17 protein-coding genes and 1 pseudogene are annotated in these 18173 nt (G+C 63.8%); 14 read left to right on the top strand and 4 right to left on the bottom strand.

Going from position 1 to position 18173, the window contains the following annotated elements; all coding sequences use genetic code 11:
- The first annotated feature begins 157 nt into the window (after window positions 1-157).
- A complete protein-coding gene (locus HNQ71_RS03025; RefSeq protein ID WP_184871110.1) occupies window positions 158-2266 on the top strand; it encodes a molybdopterin-containing oxidoreductase family protein in 2109 nt (702 codons plus the stop codon).
- 39 nt (window positions 2267-2305) lie between these two features.
- Here HNQ71_RS03025 and HNQ71_RS03020 read toward each other — a convergent pair whose 3' ends face one another.
- On the bottom strand, window positions 2306-3448 hold the full coding sequence (locus HNQ71_RS03020; protein WP_184871109.1) for a flavin-containing monooxygenase: 1143 nt from the start codon (window positions 3446-3448) through the stop codon (window positions 2306-2308).
- Window positions 3449-3524: 76 nt separating this feature from the next.
- Window positions 3525-4012, bottom strand: a pseudogene (locus tag HNQ71_RS03015) (Lrp/AsnC family transcriptional regulator).
- A 118-nt stretch (window positions 4013-4130) separates the two neighbouring features.
- Here HNQ71_RS03015 and HNQ71_RS03010 point away from each other — a divergent pair.
- The 10 genes from HNQ71_RS03010 to HNQ71_RS02965 all read left to right on the top strand — a co-directional run bounded on the left by HNQ71_RS03010 (window position 4131) and on the right by HNQ71_RS02965 (window position 14578).
- A complete protein-coding gene (locus HNQ71_RS03010) occupies window positions 4131-5339 on the top strand; it encodes a diaminopropionate ammonia-lyase (RefSeq protein ID WP_184872220.1) in 1209 nt (402 codons plus the stop codon).
- On the top strand, window positions 5336-6562 hold the full coding sequence (locus tag HNQ71_RS03005) for an allantoate amidohydrolase (RefSeq protein WP_184871108.1): 1227 nt from the start codon (window positions 5336-5338) through the stop codon (window positions 6560-6562). Before HNQ71_RS03010 ends, HNQ71_RS03005 begins: the two co-directional genes overlap by 4 nt.
- Window positions 6563-6580: 18 nt before the next feature.
- Window positions 6581-7753, top strand: a complete 1173-nt coding sequence (locus HNQ71_RS03000; protein WP_184871107.1) for a M20 aminoacylase family protein — start codon at window positions 6581-6583, stop codon at window positions 7751-7753.
- A gap of 135 nt (window positions 7754-7888) precedes the next feature.
- Window positions 7889-8125, top strand: a complete 237-nt coding sequence (locus HNQ71_RS02995) for an arginase family protein (RefSeq protein WP_343068106.1) — start codon at window positions 7889-7891, stop codon at window positions 8123-8125.
- A gap of 263 nt (window positions 8126-8388) precedes the next feature.
- Window positions 8389-8562, top strand: a complete 174-nt coding sequence (locus HNQ71_RS02990) for a hypothetical protein (protein ID WP_184871105.1) — start codon at window positions 8389-8391, stop codon at window positions 8560-8562.
- A gap of 86 nt (window positions 8563-8648) precedes the next feature.
- Window positions 8649-10742 carry an ATP-dependent helicase gene (locus HNQ71_RS02985; protein ID WP_184871104.1) on the top strand — a complete coding sequence of 698 codons (2094 nt, stop codon included), beginning with the start codon at window positions 8649-8651 and terminating at the stop codon, window positions 10740-10742.
- Window positions 10743-10757: 15 nt separating this feature from the next.
- On the top strand, window positions 10758-11561 hold the full coding sequence (dapB, locus tag HNQ71_RS02980; RefSeq protein WP_184871103.1) for a 4-hydroxy-tetrahydrodipicolinate reductase: 804 nt from the start codon (window positions 10758-10760) through the stop codon (window positions 11559-11561).
- Window positions 11562-11814: 253 nt separating this feature from the next.
- Window positions 11815-12771, top strand: coding sequence for an ABC transporter substrate-binding protein (locus tag HNQ71_RS02975; RefSeq protein WP_425492188.1), 957 nt, complete (start codon window positions 11815-11817; stop codon window positions 12769-12771).
- Between the two features lie 107 nt (window positions 12772-12878).
- Complete coding sequence (locus HNQ71_RS02970) at window positions 12879-13688, top strand: ABC transporter ATP-binding protein (RefSeq protein WP_184872219.1); 810 nt, start codon at window positions 12879-12881, stop codon at window positions 13686-13688.
- Between the two features lie 11 nt (window positions 13689-13699).
- Window positions 13700-14578, top strand: coding sequence for an ABC transporter permease (locus HNQ71_RS02965; RefSeq protein ID WP_184871101.1), 879 nt, complete (start codon window positions 13700-13702; stop codon window positions 14576-14578).
- Window positions 14579-14591: 13 nt separating this feature from the next.
- On the opposite strand, the gene HNQ71_RS02960 is transcribed toward HNQ71_RS02965, so the two are convergent.
- Window positions 14592-15950 (bottom strand): sensor histidine kinase, encoded by a 1359-nt coding sequence (locus HNQ71_RS02960; RefSeq protein WP_184871100.1) that lies wholly within the window; start codon window positions 15948-15950, stop codon window positions 14592-14594.
- Window positions 15940-16608 carry a response regulator gene (locus HNQ71_RS02955; protein ID WP_184871099.1) on the bottom strand — a complete coding sequence of 223 codons (669 nt, stop codon included), beginning with the start codon at window positions 16606-16608 and terminating at the stop codon, window positions 15940-15942. The genes HNQ71_RS02960 and HNQ71_RS02955 overlap by 11 nt, the downstream gene beginning before the upstream one ends.
- Before the next feature lie 531 nt (window positions 16609-17139).
- On the opposite strand from HNQ71_RS02955, the gene HNQ71_RS02950 reads away from it, so the two are divergent.
- The 3 genes from HNQ71_RS02950 to HNQ71_RS02940 all read left to right on the top strand — a co-directional run bounded on the left by HNQ71_RS02950 (window position 17140) and on the right by HNQ71_RS02940 (window position 18127).
- Window positions 17140-17373 carry a DUF680 domain-containing protein gene (locus HNQ71_RS02950; RefSeq protein ID WP_184871098.1) on the top strand — a complete coding sequence of 78 codons (234 nt, stop codon included), beginning with the start codon at window positions 17140-17142 and terminating at the stop codon, window positions 17371-17373.
- 62 nt (window positions 17374-17435) lie between these two features.
- Window positions 17436-17663, top strand: coding sequence for a DUF680 domain-containing protein (locus HNQ71_RS02945; RefSeq protein WP_184871097.1), 228 nt, complete (start codon window positions 17436-17438; stop codon window positions 17661-17663).
- A gap of 224 nt (window positions 17664-17887) precedes the next feature.
- Window positions 17888-18127: a DUF680 domain-containing protein gene (locus tag HNQ71_RS02940; RefSeq protein ID WP_184871096.1), complete on the top strand. Its 240-nt coding sequence runs from the start codon at window positions 17888-17890 to the stop codon at window positions 18125-18127.
- Window positions 18128-18173 lie beyond the last annotated feature (46 nt).

The following is an 18173-nucleotide window of genomic DNA, read 5'->3' as shown; positions in this document are numbered from 1 at the left end:
CCCTCCCCTTGGGGGGAGGGTCGATCCGCGAAGCGGAGCGGGGTGGGGGCAGCTCGACGATTCACCCCGCCCCGGCGCTGCGCGCCGACCCTCCCGATCAAGGGGAGGGTAAGAGCTGGCCCTACACACCGCGCCCGAAAGCCGTTAGGTACGCGGCATGAACCAGCACGCAAAGCTTCGCATCGGCCATTCGGCCTGTCCGCATGATTGCCCGTCGACCTGCGCGCTCGAGGTTGAGCTGCTCGATGGCAACCGCATCGGCCGTGTCCACGGCGCCAAGACCAACAGCTATACCGCAGGCGTCATCTGCGCCAAGGTCGCGCGCTATGCCGACCGCGTCCATCATCCCGACCGTCTGCTGAAGCCGCTGGTGCGGGCCGGCGCCAAGGGCGACGGCGCCTGGAAGGACGCCAGTTGGGAGGCCGCGCTAGACCTCGTCGCCGAAAAGTTCATCGCGGCCGAGAAGACATACGGCTCAGAGACGGTCTGGCCCTACTACTATGCCGGCACGATGGGGCTGGTGCAGCGCGACGGCATCGACCGGCTGCGCCACGCCAAGAAGTACTCCGGCTTTTTCGGTTCGATCTGCACCAATCTGGCCTGGACCGGCTGGATGATGGGGGCCGGCGCCTTGCGCGGCCCCGATCCGCGCGAAATGGCGAAATCCGATTGCGTGGTGATCTGGGGCACCAATGCCGTGGTCACGCAGGTCAACGTCATGACCCACGCCATCAAGGCGCGCAAGGAGCGCGGCGCCAGGATCGTCGTCATCGACGTTTACGAGAACGCGACGATGAAACAGGCCGACCTCGGCCTGGTGCTGAAGCCCGGCACCGATGGCGCGCTGGCCTGCGCGGTCATGCATGTCCTGTTCAGGGAAGGCATGGCCGATCGCGCCTATCTCGAAAAATACACCGACGACCCCAAGGGGCTGGAAGAGCATCTGCGGACGCGCACACCGGAATGGGCGGCCGGCATCACCGGTCTGACGGTCGCCGAGATCGAGGCTTTCGCCCGCCTCGTCGGCACGACCAAGAAAACCTATTTCCGTCTCGGTTACGGGTTTTCGCGCCAGCGCAACGGCTCGGTCAACATGCACGCCGCCGCCTCCATCGCCGCCGTCACCGGCTGCTGGCAATATGAGGGCGGTGGCGCCTTCCATTCCAATTCCGGTATCTTCAAGCTCAACCAGGAGGTGCTGGAAGGCACGAGGATGCGCGATCCCTCGATCCGCTATCTCGACCATTCGCGCATCGGCCCGGTGCTGACTGGGGCGAAGGACGCGCTCTATGGCGGTCCGCCGGTGACGGCGATGCTGATCCAGAACACCAACCCGGTGAATGTCGCGCCCGAGCAGCGGCTGGTGAAGCAGGGTTTTTTGCGCGACGACCTGTTCACCTGCGTGCACGAGCAATTCATGACCGACACCGCAAAGCTCGCCGACGTCGTGCTGCCGGCGACAATGTTCCTCGAGCATGACGACGTCTACAAGGGCGGCGGCAACCAACACATCACGCTCGGCCCCAAGCTGATCGACCCGCCGGAAGGGCCGCGCACCAACCATTTCGTCATCGAGGAACTGGCTGAGCGCCTCGGCGTCGCCGATCGTCCGGGCTTCGGCCTGACCGAACAGCAGCATATCGACATCATCCTGGGCAAGCGCGGGTTGGGTAGCTTCGACAGCTTGAAGGAAGACAAGTGGGTCGACCTGCAGCCGGATTTCGACACCGCGCATTTCATCAAGGGTTTCGGCCATGCGGATGGGAAATTCCACTTCCGCGCCGACTGGACCGGGCAGGCGGCACCCAACCGGCCGCCGAAGAGCATGGGCCTGTTCGGCCCGGTGGAGCGGTTGCCGGAATTCCCCGACCATGTCGACCTGATCGAGGTCGCCGACGAGGCGCATCCGTTCCGGCTGGCGACATCGCCGGCGCGCAACTTCCTCAACTCGACATTTTCGGAAACACCGGTGTCGAAGGCCAAGGAAGTGCGGCCGGAACTGCTTCTGCATCCCGACGATGCGGCGGCCCATGGGCTTGCCGACGGCGACCGCGTCGAGGTCGGCAACCAGCGCGGCGAAGTGGTGCTGCACGCAAGACTGTTCGACGGGATCAAACGCGGCGTCGTCATCGCCGAAGGCATCTGGCCAAACAGCGCGCATGAGCGCGGCGAAGGCATCAACGTGCTGACCGGCGCCGATGCGCCGGCACCGTATGGTGGCGCTGCGTTCCACGACAACAAGGTGTGGCTGCGCGCGGCAGACTGAGGCCGAAGAGAGCTCTGCTCCCCGTGCCAAGTCATCAAGTCATATTGGCAGGATTTCGGCCGCATTCTTTCGATCCCGTCGCAGCCGGATGTCGTCGGCGATCTGCCCTGCCTCGATCGAGATTTCGCGCAGCAGTCCGGTCACCGTATTGTGAAAGCCGATGAGATAGAGGCCGAGCTCCGAAGCGCGTGCGTTGACGCCGCTGCGGCCCGGCTGGATGCCAGGCTCCAGCAACCTGGCATAGCCCGGCCGGAAGCCGGTGGCGAAGATGATCGCATCGAACTCGTGGTGCTTGCCGTCGGCAAAATGGGCGCCTTGCTCGGTGATCTCGGCAATGTCGGGTGCGACCTTGATCGCGCCTTCGCGGATCTTGTCGACCGTGCCGACATCGATCACGGGAATGCGCGACGCCACGGCGATCTGCTGTAACATCCCTTGGCTAGGCCGCTTGAGCCCGTATTTCTCCAGCCTGCCCAGCGTCAGATCGAGGATGACGGGGAACAAGGCATCATTGATGCGTTGCGGCATCAGGCGAGCCGCCATGCCGATCATCTGGATAGGCACGCCAAGCAGCTCGCGCGGCACGATATGAACGCCGCCGCGCACCGAAATCGTCGGCCGCGCGCCCCCTTCCACCAGATCGAGCGCAATCTCGGCGCCGGTGTTGCCCATGCCGACGATCAGCACCGACCGGCCGGCAAATGGCGTGGCGTTGCGATAGTCGGCACTATGCAGCCTTTCACCCCTGAAGGCATCGGCGCCGGCAAATCCGGGCATCAACGGCTCGGCGTTGTTGCCCGTCGCGATCACAACGTGAGAGGCATGCAGGTCGCCGGATGTCGCCTCGACATGCCAGCCTCTACCTTGCCGGGTGATCATCCGCACTGACTGTCCAAAACGGGCCCGCAGGTCGAAGCGTTGCGCGTAGGCATCGAGGTAGTCGGCGAAAAGATCGCGCGGCACATAGCGCGGATAATCCCTGGGAAAGGGCACGAAAGGCAGCGAGGAATAGCGTTTGGTCGTGTGCAGGTGGACGCGCTCATAGTGGCGTCGCCAGGCGGGTGCGGCCTGCGCCTCTTTTTCGAGAAGAACGAAGTCAACCCCGGCCTGCCGCAGGCATGCGGCAACAGCCAGACCCGCTGGCCCGGCACCGATGATTGCAACTGGGGTGGTGTCGTCCAAGCGCGCCTCCGCCAACAAATTCGCGTCCGGAGAATGTCAAAAGCATGGCAGCCGGAGCGTGCCTGCCAGCAAATTCTCATCCGGGCAAGGGCACCGTCAGCCCGACCTTGACGCGGTCCATGGCGACGAAGGTGCGGAACTTCCGCACATTGTTGCTGTCGAAGAACAGTTTTCGCGTCAGCGCCTCGTAGGCGCCCATGTCGGCCACGGTGATGATCAGGATGAAATCGGCCTCACCGGTGACGTAGTAGCATTGCTGCACTTCCGGGGCGGCCGAGAACTGCCGCTTGGCCGCGTCGATGAGTTCGGTGCGTTCGCTCTCGAGTTCCACCTCGACGAAGATGGTGATCGGCTGGCCGACCGCCGCCGGCGCGACCAGCGCAACATTGCCGGCAATGACGCCGGTCTGTTCCATGCGCTTGATGCGGCGTTGCACTGCCGGCGCCGAAAGGTTGACGGCTTCGCCGATCAGCCGCTGCGGCGTCGTGTTGTCCCGCTGTAGGATGGCAAGATGGCGAGATCGAAACTGTCGAGTGAGGGTGGCAATGCAGGCAATCGAGACATCCCTGACGAAACAAACTTGCATTTCGAGGGTCGCATTACAGCGCTTTTTGCGCCGATCCTGCAATATGTTCTCGCTGAACTGCCAAGGAGGCCGCCAGTGTTCCTGCCCAATCGCCCAGTGTTCCTGCCCAACCACAATGTCTTGCACCGCCAACCGCTCGACCCGGCCGATGCCGAAACGCTTGGGGTCGCCGGGGCTGACACGGTCGAGCGTTTCCTTGCCCATCGCGACAATCACTGCATAACGCCGCTGCATGCGCTGCCGGCGCTGGCGACTGAACTCGGCCTCGGCGCCTTGCATGTCAAGGATGAAGGCTTTCGCCTTGGCCTCGGCAGCTTCAAGGCGCTGGGCGGCGCCTATGCAGTCTTCCGTCTGGTGCTGGAAGAGGCAGGTCGGTCGCTTGGTCGACCCGTCGATGTGGCCGACCTTGATCAGCCGGATGTCCGGGCGGTTGCAGCGACGATGACGGTTGCCTGCGCCACCGACGGCAATCACGGCCGGTCGGTCGCGCAAGGTGCGCAACTCGTCGGGGCGCGTGCGGCGATCTTCGTCCACGCCGGCGTCAGCGAGGAGCGCATCGCCGCCATCGCGCGCTATGGCGCCGAGATGATCCGCGTCGATGGCAACTATGACGACTCGGTCAGGCAAGCCGCTCAAGTTTCGGCTCAGAAGGGCTGGACCGTGGTCTCCGACACCTCGTGGCCTGGTTATGAGCGCATTCCCGGCCTCGTCATGCAGGGCTATACGGCGATCGTGCGTGAAGCACTGCGCCAGCTCCGGGAGCCTCCGACCCATGTCTTCGTGCAGGCCGGTGTCGGCGGCATTGCCGCCGCGGTCGCCGGCTATCTTGCCATCGTGCTCGGCGATGCCAGGCTGACCTTCATCGTGGTCGAGCCCGCGCGTGCCGCGTGCGTTGTCGCGGCCGCCCAGGCGGGGCGCGTGGTGAAGGTTGCGCATGGCGAGGCGACGGTCATGGCGATGCTGGAATGCTACGAGGCCTCTCCGGTCGCCTGGCGGGTGCTGGCGCGTGCCGCCGACGCCTTCATGACGGTGGATGAGGACGAGGCCATCGCGGTGATGCGGCGGCTGGCGCAGCCAAGTGCCGGCGATCCGGTGATCGTCGCCGGCGAAAGCGGCGGCGTCGGCCTTGCCGGGCTGATCCGGGCAGTGGCCGACCACCAGGCCGACCTTGGGCTCGACGGCAAATCCCGGGTGCTGGTGATCAACACCGAAGGGGCCACCGACCCGCATCGCTATGCCGAACTGGTCGGTATGAGCCCGGCCGATGTGCTGGCCGGCAAGATGCTTGCGGCAGCAACGCTGTGATCGCGGTTGACGCGCAGCGCCTGCTTGGCCGTATCCGTGAACTCGGCGCCGTCGGCCGTGACAGTGAGGGCAGGCTGATCCGATTGGCCGCCTCCGACACCGACAGGCTGGGCCGCGACCTCTTCGTTGGCTGGCTGCGGCAGGCCGGGCTCGATGTCGCCATAGACCGGGTCGGCAACATCTTCGGCATCTGGCAAAGCCCGGACAATGCCGGGCAGGCGCCACTGCTCATCGGCTCGCATATCGATACGGTCATCGATGCCGGCATCTATGACGGTTGCTACGGCGTGCTCGCCGGGCTGGAGGTGATCGAGACCCTCAAGGCATCGGGCTTTTCGCCGCCGCGCCCGGTCGCAATCGCCGCTTTCACCAATGAGGAGGGCGTGCGCTACACCCCCGATATGATGGGCTCGCTGGTCCATGCCGGCGGCATCGGCTTCGAGACAGTGCTGGCGGCTGTCGGCACCGACGGCAGCGTGCTCGGGCAGGAGCTTGCCCGGATCGGCTATGCCGGCGACAAGGAGCCCGGCTTCCTCAAGCCGCACGCCTATCTCGAACTGCATATCGAGCAGGGGCCGGTGCTGGAGCGCGAAGGCGTGCCGATCGGCGCGGTGGAGAATCTGCAAGGCATCTCCTGGCAACGCATCACCATCGACGGCGTCGCCAACCATGCCGGCACCACGCCGATGTCGATGCGCAGCGACGCCGGCCACGCCGCCGCGCGGGTCATCACCTTCCTGCACGACAGGGCCAAAGCCTCGAACACGCCGACGGTCGCCACCGTCGGCACGATCCGCTTCGAGCCGAATGCAATCAACGTCATTCCCTCCCAGGCCGTCTTCACCGTCGATCTGCGCCATCCCGATGAGCAGCGCCTGCAGGCGGAGGAGGCCGCACTTGCTGCCTGTCTCGAACAGCTTGCCGTCGCCGAAGGCGTGACGATCTCGGTCGAGCGGCTGGCCCGCTTCGAGCCGGTGATCTTCGACATCCGCATTGTCGAGCTGATCGAGGCTGCCGCGAAAAACCGCGGCCTCGGCGTCAAACGCATGACATCAGGCGCCGGTCACGATGCACAGATGATGGCGCGCATCGCGCCGGCGGCGATGATCTTCGTGCCGAGCGCCGGCGGCATCAGCCACAATCCGCGCGAGCACACTGAGGATGCCGACCTTGTTGCCGGCGCCAACATCCTGCTTGATGTGGTCACAGACCTTGCGAAATAGGTCAGGGGGACAGAAGAAATGTCCGAATTCGATCGTGACGCGCTGAAGCAGGAGATGATTGTCTGGCGGCGCGATTTGCATGCGCATCCGGAGTTCGGCTTCGAGGAAAGGCGCACCGCGACCTTCGTTGCCGCCAAGCTGCGCGAATTCGGCCTCGACGATGTCACCGAGGGCGTCGGCGGCACCGGCGTCGTCGGCACGCTGAAGCGCGGTAGCGGCAACCGGGCGATTGCGCTCAGGGCCGACATGGATGCGCTGCGCATCACCGAGCAATCCGCCACGCCCTACCGTTCCGGCAATCCCGGCGTCATGCATGCCTGCGGCCATGACGGCCACACCACCATGCTGCTCGGTGCCGCAAAACGCCTGGCCGCCGAGGGCGGTTTCGACGGCACCGTGCGCTTCGTCTTCCAGCCGGCCGAGGAATGGGGCAAGGGCGCATTGGCCATGCTCGACGATGGCCTGATGCAACGCTTCCCCTTCGACGAAATCTTTGGCCTGCACAACATGCCCGGCCTGCCGATCGGGCACTTCGAGACCCGCGCCGGCCCGATCATGTCGGCCGAGGACAATTTCGAGATCGTGCTGAAAGGGCTCGGCGGCCACGCCGCGCGACCGCAATCGGGCAACGAAACACTGGTCGCCGCCTGTGCGCTGGTCACCAATCTGCAGACCATCGTCTCGCGCCGGCTGAGCCCGGCCGATATCTCAGTGGTTTCGGTGACCGAGCTGATCACCGACGGCACCCGCAACGCACTGCCCGGTCTTGCCCGCATTCTCGGCGATACGCGCAGCTTCCGCCCCGAGGTCAGCGCCGAGATCGAGCGGCAGATGCGCATCATCGCCGAGGGCACCGCCGCCGCCTACAATGTCACCGCCGAGGTCAACTACAGCCGCGAATTCGTGCCGCTAAGCAACGATGCCGAACTGGTCGATGCGGCGTTTGCTGCCGCAAGAAGTGTCTTCGAGCTCGGCAACATTGCCGTCGCCCGCGAGCCGATGACCGCCTCGGAGGATTTCGCCCGCTTCCTCGACCATGTGCCGGGCTGTTTCGTCTTCCTCGGCAATGGCGAGGCGTCGGCGCCGCTGCACAATTCGAGCTACGACTTCAATGATGACGGGCTGCTGTTCGGCACGGATTTCCATGTCGCCATGGTCAGGCAAAGACTGGGCGGAGAAGCCGGGAGTTGATTGTGTTTTGATTGCCAGGGCGCGCCCGCCGCTGGCCCAAAACACCATCGCTATCGCCTGCCAGCTCCCGCGTTTACTGAAATTCCCCGTTGACGGAGATCGGACGCCGATGACCAGGATTTCGCGCCGGTCTACATCTCGATGGACCTCGACGGGCTCGACCCGGCCTTTGCGCCAGGCGTCTCGCACCGCGAACCCGGCGGTCTGACCACCCGTCAGGTCATCAACCTGATTCAATCGGTCAACCAGCCGATCGTGGCGGCTGATATCGTTGAACTAAACCCGCTTCGCGACATCGCCAAGCTGACCGCCATCGTGGCGGCGAAACTCCTCAAGGAAATTGCCGGGATGATGGTCGAGACACGGGCGTGATGGGGCGACGTGCAGGTTGTCAGCGTTTGACGAAGACAATCACCCGGTGACGCAGGGGAAAGACTCAGCTAGCCTGTTGTTGCGGCGGACCTGATTTATCCGCTTGGCCGGCGCTTCATTCTTCCTCCCAAGCGGCGCCGGCCTTCTTCTCCAAGAAGCTCTATTCGCCGCGCCTCGATCTTCTACTATGCGGTCAAGACGGTCGGCAGGGGAACCAAATGCCGTTTCCCCGGTTGGTCCTGCTCCAATGGAGTGTTGCAACCATGTTCCGTCTGCTTGTCACCGGCGCTTTGGCCTATGTCACTTACCGTATCGCCAGGAAGATGGTCGAGGACGTGCCCGACACGGTCGACCCGCTGCTGCTGCCGCCATCGCAACATGATCGTGAGACCTTGCGCCGCCAGTCGGCTGCGATGGGGATCGATCCCCAGCGCTAGGCACGGCTGTCATGCTTCGGCTGCGGGGCAGTTGGACATTCTCGCATCGGCGTTGCGAACAAAGCAGAAACGATGCTTGATGGGCGATGAACCTCGCCACGCCTGATTCGAACTTTCGGGAACCGACCGTCCAGCCTGCCTATCTCGCCCGGCTGAACGACGCCCAGCGCCTCGCCGTCGAGCATGGCGACGGCCAGATTGCAGGACCGCTGCTGGTCATTGCCGGCGCCGGTTCAGGCAAGACCAACACGCTGGCGCATCGCGTCGCCCATCTGATCGTCAAGGGGGCCGATCCGCGCCGCATCCTGCTGATGACCTTTTCGCGCCGCGCCGCGTCCGAAATGGCCAGGCGCGTCGAGCGCATCGCCGGCGAGGTGCTCGGCCGCGACGCCGCGGTGATCACCGATGCGCTAACCTGGGCCGGCACCTTTCACGGCATCGGCGCCCGGTTGCTGCGCGACTATGCGCTGGAGATTGGCCTCGATCCGGCCTTCACCATCCACGATCGCGAGGATTCAGCCGACCTGATGAATCTGATCCGGCATGAGTTGGGGTTCTCGAAGACGGAGGCGCGCTTTCCGACCAAGGGCACCTGCCTTGCCATCTATTCGCGCGCGGTAAATGCGCAGGCGCCGCTGGGCGAAGTGCTGGGGTCCGCCTTTCCCTGGTGTGCCGGCTGGGCGGAGCAGTTGAAGCAATTGTTCGCCGGATATGTCGAGGCCAAGCAGGCGCAGAACGTACTCGATTACGACGACCTGCTGCTGTACTGGGCGCAGATGGCGGCCGAGCCCGAAATAGCCGCGCATCTGGGTGGGCGTTTCGACCATGTACTGGTCGACGAATACCAGGACACTAACCGGCTGCAGGCATCGATCCTGATGGCGCTCAAGCCCGATGGCGCCGGTCTGACGGTGGTCGGCGACGATGCGCAGTCGATCTATTCGTTCCGTGCCGCCGAGGTCCGCAACATCCTTGATTTTCCCCGGCAGTTCGCGCAGGCCGCCGACGTGGTCATGCTGGAGCGCAATTACCGCTCGACCGAGACCATCCTGGCCGCCGCCAATGCGGTGATCGGCGAGGCCTCGGAGCGCTTCACCAAGAACCTGTGGTCGGAGCGCAAATCCACCGACAAGCCAAGGCTGGTGACCGTGCGTGACGAGGTCGAGCAGGCCAATTTCGTCTGCGAGACCATTCTGGCCGAACGAGAAGCTGGCACGGCGCTGAAATCGCAGGCGGTGCTGTTTCGCGCCTCCCACCACAGCGGCCCGCTGGAGATCGAGCTGACGCGGCGCAACATTCCTTTCGTCAAGTTCGGCGGCTTGAAATTCCTCGATGCCGCTCACGTTAAGGACGTGCTGGCGGTGCTGCGTTTTGCCGAAAACCCGCGCGACCGTGTCGCCGGCTTCCGTGTGCTGCAGCTGATGCCGGGCATCGGTCCTTCGGCCGCCGCGCAGATCGTCGAGACCATGACCACGGCGCTGGATGAGGCTATGGGCCTTGCCGGCTGGCGCCCGCCGCAACGCGCGGCCGATGACTGGCCGGGCTTCGTCGCGCTCTATTCCAGCCTGCGGGCAGGCGCCAAATGGCCGGCCGATCTCGAACAGGTCAGGCTCTGGTACGAGCCGCATCTGGAGCGCATCCACGAGGATGCGATCACGCGCCGGGCCGACCTGTTGCAGCTCGAGCAGATCGGCTCGGGCTATGCCTCGCGCGAACGCTTCCTCACCGAGCTGACGCTGGACCCGCCGGACGCCACCAGCGACCAGGCCGGACCGCCGCACCGCGACGAGGATTATCTGATCCTGTCGACCATCCATTCGGCCAAGGGCCAGGAGTGGAAGAATGTCTTCGTGCTCAACACCGTCGACGGCTGCATTCCTGCCGATCTTGGGGTCGGCACCAAGGAGGACATCGAGGAGGAGCGCCGGCTGCTCTACGTGGCGATGACAAGGGCCAAGGACAATCTCAGCCTGGTCATGCCGCAGCGCTTCTTTCCGCACGGCCAGGCGGCGCGGGGCGACCGCCACCTCTATGCCTCGCGCACCCGTTTCATCCCGGCCTCCATCCTTGCCGCCTTCCAGCAGGTCTCGTGGCCGAGCGCGCAGGCGGCACAGGGCAGGGCGCCTCGGCCGGAGGTGCGCGTCGACATTGGCGCGCGCATGCGCGGCATGTGGAAATAGCCGCGGGATAGCGCCATGCCCCAACCACCGATCAGGATCGCAATCGCGGGTGCGCTTGGCCGCATGGGCCGCCAGATGGCGGACGCCGTCCAGGCCGATGCGCGACTGGCGCTCGCCGCCAGCTTCCACCGACCGGGCATTGTCGGCGAGGCGCTGGTGGGCCGCGACGAGGCGCTTGCCACGGCCGACGTGGTCATCGATTTCACCACGCCGGCGGCCTCGGCTGATCTGGCCAGGTTTTGCGCCGAACGCGGCGGGCCAGCCCTGGTCATTGGCTCGACAGGCTTCGATGCCGCCGAGTTGGCGACCGATGCCGCGAAAACCATCGCCATCGTCCGCTCCGGCAGCTTTTCGCTTGGGCTGAACATGCTGGTCGGACTGGTCGAGCAGGCGGCGCGAGCGCTTGATCCCAACGACTGGGATGTCGAGATTGTCGAGGCGCATCATCGCCACAAGATCGATGCGCCGTCGGGGACGGCGCTGATGCTGGGACAGGCCGCCGCCAGCGGACGCGGCATCGAACTGGCTACGGTCGCAAGGCGCGTTCGCGATGGCGTCACCGGCCCGCGGCCGCCTGGTGAGATCGGCTTTGCGGTGATGCGCGGCGGCAGCATCGTCGGCGAGCACAGCGTCAGCTTCTGCGCCGAGGGCGAGACCGTGACCTTGTCGCATTCGGCCGGCGACCGCACCATGTTTGCCCGTGGCGCCATCGCCGCCGCACTCTGGGTCGCGGGGCGCCCGCCCGGTGAATATGACATGCGCGATGTGCTGGGATTGAGCGATCGAGCGAGGCGAACGGTCCGCGACGGCATCTCGTGATTAGCCAAACTGGCTCTATCCAGATCATGATCGGGTCAGCATCGGCTTACCGATCCGTAAGGTTTGCGGTGACTTTCGGCTCGGCCTTGAAAGGTGAATGAAAGGTTGGTGCCATAAGTCTTGGGCGCGCGCCCATATTTGTCGCGGAAAGCGATGGGAGAGAGAGGGCGCGGGAAACGAACAAAGGGAAGAGGCCATGTCGCTCGCGCGAATACTGCTTGATTCAGCCGCCACAACCGCACTCGTCGCCACCATGGCCTTGTCCGCGCCGTCCGCGCGCGCCGACGAAAAGGTTTCCATCATGGTCGGCGGTTATGAGAAACAGATCTATCTGCCCGCCAAGCTGACCGAAGCGCTCGGCTACTTCAAGGACGAGGGTCTCGATGTCGAGTTGCTGAATGAACCGGCCGGCGTCGATGCCGAAAACGAGATGCTCGCCGGTGCCGTGCAAGGGGTTGTCGGCTTCTACGATCATTGCATCGATCTGCAGGCAAAGGGCAAATTCGTCGAATCCATCGTCCAGTTCAGCCAGGCGCCGGGCGAGGTCGAGCTTGTTTCAGCGAAACACCCCGAGATCAAATCGCCTGCCGACTTCAAGGGAATGAGCTTGGGCGTGACCGGTCTTGGCTCATCGACGAATTTTCTTACGGAATATCTCGCCGTCAAAAACGGTTTGAAGCTCGGTGACTTCACCTCGGTTCCGGTCGGCGCCGGCACCACCTTCATCGCCGCCATGCAGCAGGACAAGATCCAGGCAGGCATGACGACCGAGCCGACGATCACGCGACTGCTGAAGACCGGCGAAGCGTCCGTTCTCATCGACATGCGCACAATGGAAGGCACCAAGGCTGCTCTCGGCGGCACCTACCCGGCCGCCTCCCTCTATATGCAGACCGATTGGGTCGAAGCGCATAAGGACACCGTGCAGAAGCTGGCCAATGCCTTCGTCAAGACGCAGAAATTCATCAACACCCATACGGGCGCCGAAATCGCCGACAAGATGCCGAAGGACTATTATGTCGGCGACAAGGAGGGTTACGTGAAGGCCCTCGATGCAGGCAAGGCAATGTTCACCCCGGACGGGATAATGCCCGAAGGGGGCCCTGAGACGGTGCTGACGGTTCTTTCAGCCTTCAAGAAGGAACTGCAGGGCAAGCAGATCGACCTCTCCAAGACCTACACGTCGGAATTCGTCAAGAACGCCAAGTAGCAGACAGTGCCGGCGCGATGAACGACATCGCGCCGGTGCCCGTCAGTTTTCACGTCCGGCGGCCTTGGGCCGACGGCGGGCGTTTGCTCGTACCCAGGAGTTCCACCATGGCCATTGAAAAAAATGCACCAGCGATCGAGCTGATCAACGTCAGCCGGCGTTTCCTTTCACCCACCGGCAAATCGCTGACAGCGTTGCGCGATTTCACCATGACCGTCGAACGCGGCGAATTCGTCGCCGTTGTCGGCCCGACCGGTTGCGGAAAGTCCACCACCCTCAACCTTGTCACGGGGCTGGCAAGCCCAAGTGCCGGCGAGGTTCGCGTCATGGGGGCGCCGGTCACGGGAATAGACCCGCGCATTGGTTTTGTTTTCCAAAGTGACGCCCTGTTTCCCTGGCGAACGGTGATCGAAAACGTGATGGCTGGTCCACTTTTTCGCGGTAGAGCGAAGCCTGACGCTGCGGCCGCTGCGCGCGACTGGCTGGCGCGTGTCGGCTTGTCACGTTTCGAGCAGCACTATCCGCATCAGCTTTCCGGCGGCATGCGCAAACGTGTGGCGTTGGCCCAGACTTTCATAAACGGACCCGAGATTCTTCTCATGGACGAGCCGTTTTCCGCGCTCGACGTGCAGACACGCGTGCTGATGCACGAGGAATTGCTGCGCCTGTGGTCTGAGGCGAAGGCTTCGGTGGTCTTCGTCACGCATGACCTCGAAGAGGCGATTGCGCTCGCCGACAAGGTCTATGTCCTGACTGCCGGACCGGCCACGGTGAAGTCGGTCTACACCATCGATCTGCCGCGCCCGCGCGTGGTCGCCGATATCCGCTACGAGCAGAGCTTCATCAATTACTCGCGCACGATCTGGGCCGACCTCAAAGAAGAGGTCGAAACCAGCTATGCGCGCGCCGCAGCCTGAGGAGGAACGCCATGACCGATGCCGCCATTGACATCAAAGCAGGAGCTTTCAGGCCGGGCACTTCGGATGCGGAAATCGAGGCAGCCGCCGCGAAGGCGGCACGGCACCGCCGCCGCACCGTGATATTCTGGCGGGTCGCCATTCTGATCGCCTTTCTCGGCCTGTGGGAAATCGCCGCGCGCCAAGCCTGGATCGATCCGTTCTTCTACGCAATGCCGAGCGCGATCGCGCAGCGGCTGTACGAGTGGACGACAGAAGGAACGTCGGAGGGGCCTCTGTGGTACCACCTCTATGTCACAATGGAGGAATCGGTCATCGGCTTTGTGACCGGCTCGGTTGCCGGTATCATCATCGGCGTCGCGCTCGGCCGTAACCGGATGGCCGCCGATATCTTCTCCATCTACATCAAGGTGATCAACTCCATTCCGCGCGTGGTTCTGGCGCCGATCTTCATCATGATCCTCGGCCTCGGCCTCGCTTCGAAAGTGGCACTTGCCTTCGTGATGGTTTTCTTCGTCGTGTTCCACAATGCCTTCCAGGGCGTCCGGGAAGCTGACAGGGCGATGATCGCCAATGCGCGTATCCTGGGTGCATCCAACTGGCAGTTGACCCGTTCGGTGATCGTCCCTTCGGCGATGAGCTGGATTTTCGCCAGCCTGCATGTCAGCTTCGGCTTTGCCATCATCGGCGCGATCGTTGGCGAGTTCGTCGGTTCGCGTTACGGCATCGGCCTGCTGATCAACATCGCCAAGGGATCCTTCGACGCCGCCGGCATGTATGCCGCGATCATCATCGTCATGGTGGTGGCGCTCGGTGCCGAATATCTGATGACCATGGTCGAGAATCGCCTGGCGAAATGGCGTCCTCAGCCACTGCATGAAACGCAGTGAGCGGCGACATAACCTAGCTGCTCGACAGCGGCAGCCGCACTTCAACCACCAGGCCGCCGGTCGCGCCATCCCCGAGGGTGGCGCGGCCGCCGGCATTTTCGACGACCTCGCGCACGATCGCGAGGCCAAGCCCGCTGCCTTCCTCGGTCGATCCGGCAACGCGGTAGAAGCGCTCGAAAACATGGTCTCGCTCGTCCACCGGGATGCCGGGCCCGTCGTCGGTGACCGTCAGCACGGCTTCGTCGTCAACGGCCGCCAGCTTCACCGTGACGCTGCCGCCGGCCGGCGAGTAGCGCAGCGCGTTGTCGACAAGGTTGACGATCATCTCGCGCAGCATGGTGCCGTCGCCGATGACCGGCACGGGTCCGGCCTCCTCAAGGCCGAGATCGATGTTGCGACCGATTGCCGTCGGCGCCTGCGTTTCGAGCACGTGGCGGGCGGCTTCGGTCAAGTCGACGAGGTCGGCGCGTGGCCGCCGGCTGCCTGGTTCGGCGCGCGACAGGGTCAGGAGCTGTTCGGCCAGCCGCGCCAGTCTGCCGGAGCTAGCCTGCAGCGCCACCAGCGCTTCCTGGCGCGCGTCGGGGACGGTTTCGCGCAGCGCGTAGCTCGCCTGCGTTGAGAGCAACGCCAGCGGCGTGCGCAATTGGTGCGCCGCATTGGCGATGAAGCGGCGCTGCGCCGCCATCTGCGCCCGCACCCGCTCCATATAGGCGTTCAGTGCATCGATGAGCGGCCGGATCTCGCTTTGCGCGCCTGGTACTTCCACGGGATCGAGATCGCTGCGGCTTGGCGACCGCACGGCGTCGCGCAGCCTGATTAGCGGTGCCAGGCCGCGACGCAGGCCGAGCAGCACGAAGATGCCGGCAATAGCGACCAGCGCCAGTTGCTGGGCGAAAGCGTTGAACCACAAATGCCGCACCATCGCATCGTGCCCGGCAAGCGTGACGCCAACGGTGACGGATATCGGCGAGTCGTCTCCGGCGCCGACCACGGTGTGGCTGAAAGTAAGCAGCCGCAGCCGGTGATCGCGATAGGTTGCCTCGACGCTGGGCTGCTTCGGCGCCTCCGGCAGGTCGGGATAGCCGGTCAGCAGCCGCCCCCTGGCAGTCTTGACATGGTAGTAGACACTGTCTCGATCGCCGGTATCGAACATCTCGATCGCCGCCGGTGGAATCGAGGTATCGAGCACGCCGTCAGTCATGGCGACCTGTTCAGCGATGGTTCGTGCCGAAGCCAGCAGCATCCGGTCGGTGACCAGGTCGGCGGTGGCCAGGGCGTTCCCATGGCTGGTCCACAGATTGATGGTGGCGAGCCCGGCGAGCGGCAGCACCACCCAGGCCAGCAACTGCAGGCGGAGGCTGCTACTCCTCATGACGCAAGAGATAGCCGAGGCCACGCAAGGTGGCGATCTGGACGCGCGACCCTTCAAGCTTCTTGCGCACACGGTGGACATAGATTTCGATGGCGCTGGGGTCGGCATCGGTCTCGAAATCGTAGATCGCCGCCGACAGTGCTGCCTTGCTCACCGTGCGTCCGGCCTTGACCATCAGTTGTTCGAGCACCGCATGCTCACGCGGTGTCAGCGCCAGCGTTTCGCCGGCCAGCGAAAACAGCCGCGTGTTGGTGTCGAAGACGAGATCGCCGCAGGCAACCACAGGCGCGGTGCGGTCATTGGCGCGGCGCAACTGCGCGCGGATGCGCGCCTCCAGTTCCTCGATCTGGAACGGCTTCGCCAGATAGTCGTCGGCGCCTTCATTGAGGCCCTTGACCCGGCCGTCGAGACTGGCGTTGGCGGTCAGCACGATCACCGGCACCCGGTTGCCGCGCGCCCGCAGCATGCGCAGCACTTCGAGGCCACCCATGCGCGGCAATGCCAGGTCGAGGATGACAAGCGCGTGGCCGCCGGCGGCCAGCGCGTGTTCGACATCCTCGCCGTCATGGACGACGTCGACGACATAGTTCGCCTGGCGCAGGGTCTTGCCCAGCCAGTCGGCCAGTTCGAGATTGTCTTCGACAAGCAACAGCCGCATTTCTATCGCTGTCTCACTATCCGCCGCCTTCAGTCACCGCCTCGGGCCTGATCAGCCGCGGCGTCCGACAATGCCGACTGAAATGAGCGACAGTATCGATTTCAACGCAAGATAAATGCGGTCTTGCGGCTGATGACAATGGGTTTTTTGCAGGCTGGGCCGCGCAAGCCACCGGATCTCTTGTACCTACGGCGCATATCCGGGCTTGTGGCCGCAAGTGCCGACTGTCGATCGAACCAGTCGGTTCAATTTATGTTGACGGACCGTGATGAGATGGTGAACGCCGGCTCGGCGGACGACCGTACGGTTCGCTAATGCGTCTGATAACCATCTGATATTTATAACGAAAATTCTAACAGCTTCAGCTACTGGCCTCGTTTCAAGGCCTGGATTCGGAGCGCGGAGGAACATCTTCGTGATTGGAAGTCGGCGAACGGAAAACCCATTTCGGTGTGGTCCGAGCGACGCGAAATTCCTCCCAAGGGCACGCCACTAGACGGACTGAACTGAGAACTACTGGAAGTTAAGAAAATGACCAAGATCGCTCTTACCGCCGCCGCCATGCTCGTTGCCACGGGCACCGCTTTTGCCAGCAGCGACCACTATGGCTCCGACAATGTCAACCAGCCGGCCGTGTCCGCGCCCGTTGGTAGAATCGACCATAGCTTCACGGCTTCGATCCGTAGGCCAGTCGAGCATCAGGGCTTCAGGCTGACCCCCGATTCGAACCAGCCGGAATCCGGCCAGGGTATCTGGGGCCGGTAAGCCGGCGTCTGTCCAGCCCCTCCCAGACCAGAACCATCAATCCTCGATCAGGAGTATTTGAAATGACCAAGATAGCGCTCACCGCCGCCGCCGTCCTCGTTGCCACGGGCACCGCTTTCGCCAGCAGCGACAATTATGGCTCCAGCAACGTCAACCAGCCAGCCGCCAGCCATTCGGTTTCCAACATCGACACCATGCACACCGGCTCGATCCTGAAGTCCGAAAAGGCACAGGCTGACGCCAATGCCAACGTACCACCTCAGTCTGGCCAGGGCATCTGGGGCCGCTGATCCACGACGCAGACCTTGACTACAAAGAGCGGTGGGCTTGGCCCGCCGCTCTTGTTTTTGCGCAAAAGGGATAGCCGCCAGCTACGGCGCGCTGGGCCAACCGATCTTCGCAGTCGGCAAAAAGTTCAGTCTCAAGGAATAAAACCGCACTGCCTGGGGTCTTGTCCTTAGCGGAACCGTCCTCCCAAGACGCCGCCCAACCCAAGAACCAGGAGACTTGAAAAATGAACAGGATTGCCCTCGTCGCCACCGCCATCCTCGTTGCCACAGGCAGCGCTTTCGCCGCCAGCGACCACTATGGCTCCGACAATACCAACCAGACGGTTGCGCCGGTCGCCGGCGTCGATCATGCCATCACTGGCGCGGTCAACAACACGGATATGGCTGGCTACAAGGCTGCCGATACCAAGACGAAAGCCACAATCGACTTGCCCGAATCTGGCCAGGGCATTTGGGGCAACTGATGTCTTAAGCAGGGTGCACGGCAGCTTGTCTGTTACACCTGTCTTG

The organism is Mesorhizobium sangaii, from assembly GCF_014207355.1.
Classification (GTDB): Bacteria; Pseudomonadota; Alphaproteobacteria; order Rhizobiales; family Rhizobiaceae; genus Mesorhizobium; species Mesorhizobium sangaii.
The sequence above is the reverse complement of the archived record's forward strand: the minus strand, read 5'-3'. Positions and strand labels throughout refer to the sequence as shown.

Bases quoted from the DNA above. Each gene is read 5' to 3' on its own strand.
- HNQ71_RS02950 (WP_184871098.1), top strand. From the start codon at position 17,140: ATGACCAAGATCGCTCTTACCGCCGCCGCCATGCTCGTTGCCACGGGC.
- HNQ71_RS03025 (WP_184871110.1), top strand. From the start codon at position 158: ATGAACCAGCACGCAAAGCTTCGCATCGGCCATTCGGCCTGTCCGCAT.
- HNQ71_RS02990 (WP_184871105.1), top strand. From the start codon at position 8,389: ATGTTCCGTCTGCTTGTCACCGGCGCTTTGGCCTATGTCACTTACCGT.
- HNQ71_RS02945 (WP_184871097.1), top strand. From the start codon at position 17,436: ATGACCAAGATAGCGCTCACCGCCGCCGCCGTCCTCGTTGCCACGGGC.
- HNQ71_RS02965 (WP_184871101.1), top strand. From the start codon at position 13,700: ATGACCGATGCCGCCATTGACATCAAAGCAGGAGCTTTCAGGCCGGGC.
- HNQ71_RS02970 (WP_184872219.1), top strand. From the start codon at position 12,879: ATGGCCATTGAAAAAAATGCACCAGCGATCGAGCTGATCAACGTCAGC.
- dapB (WP_184871103.1), top strand. From the start codon at position 10,758: ATGCCCCAACCACCGATCAGGATCGCAATCGCGGGTGCGCTTGGCCGC.
- HNQ71_RS02960 (WP_184871100.1), bottom strand. From the start codon at position 15,950: ATGAGGAGTAGCAGCCTCCGCCTGCAGTTGCTGGCCTGGGTGGTGCTG.
- HNQ71_RS02985 (WP_184871104.1), top strand. From the start codon at position 8,649: ATGAACCTCGCCACGCCTGATTCGAACTTTCGGGAACCGACCGTCCAG.
- HNQ71_RS02955 (WP_184871099.1), bottom strand. From the start codon at position 16,608: ATGCGGCTGTTGCTTGTCGAAGACAATCTCGAACTGGCCGACTGGCTG.
- HNQ71_RS03000 (WP_184871107.1), top strand. From the start codon at position 6,581: ATGTCCGAATTCGATCGTGACGCGCTGAAGCAGGAGATGATTGTCTGG.
- HNQ71_RS02940 (WP_184871096.1), top strand. From the start codon at position 17,888: ATGAACAGGATTGCCCTCGTCGCCACCGCCATCCTCGTTGCCACAGGC.
- HNQ71_RS02975 (WP_425492188.1), top strand. From the start codon at position 11,815: ATGGCCTTGTCCGCGCCGTCCGCGCGCGCCGACGAAAAGGTTTCCATC.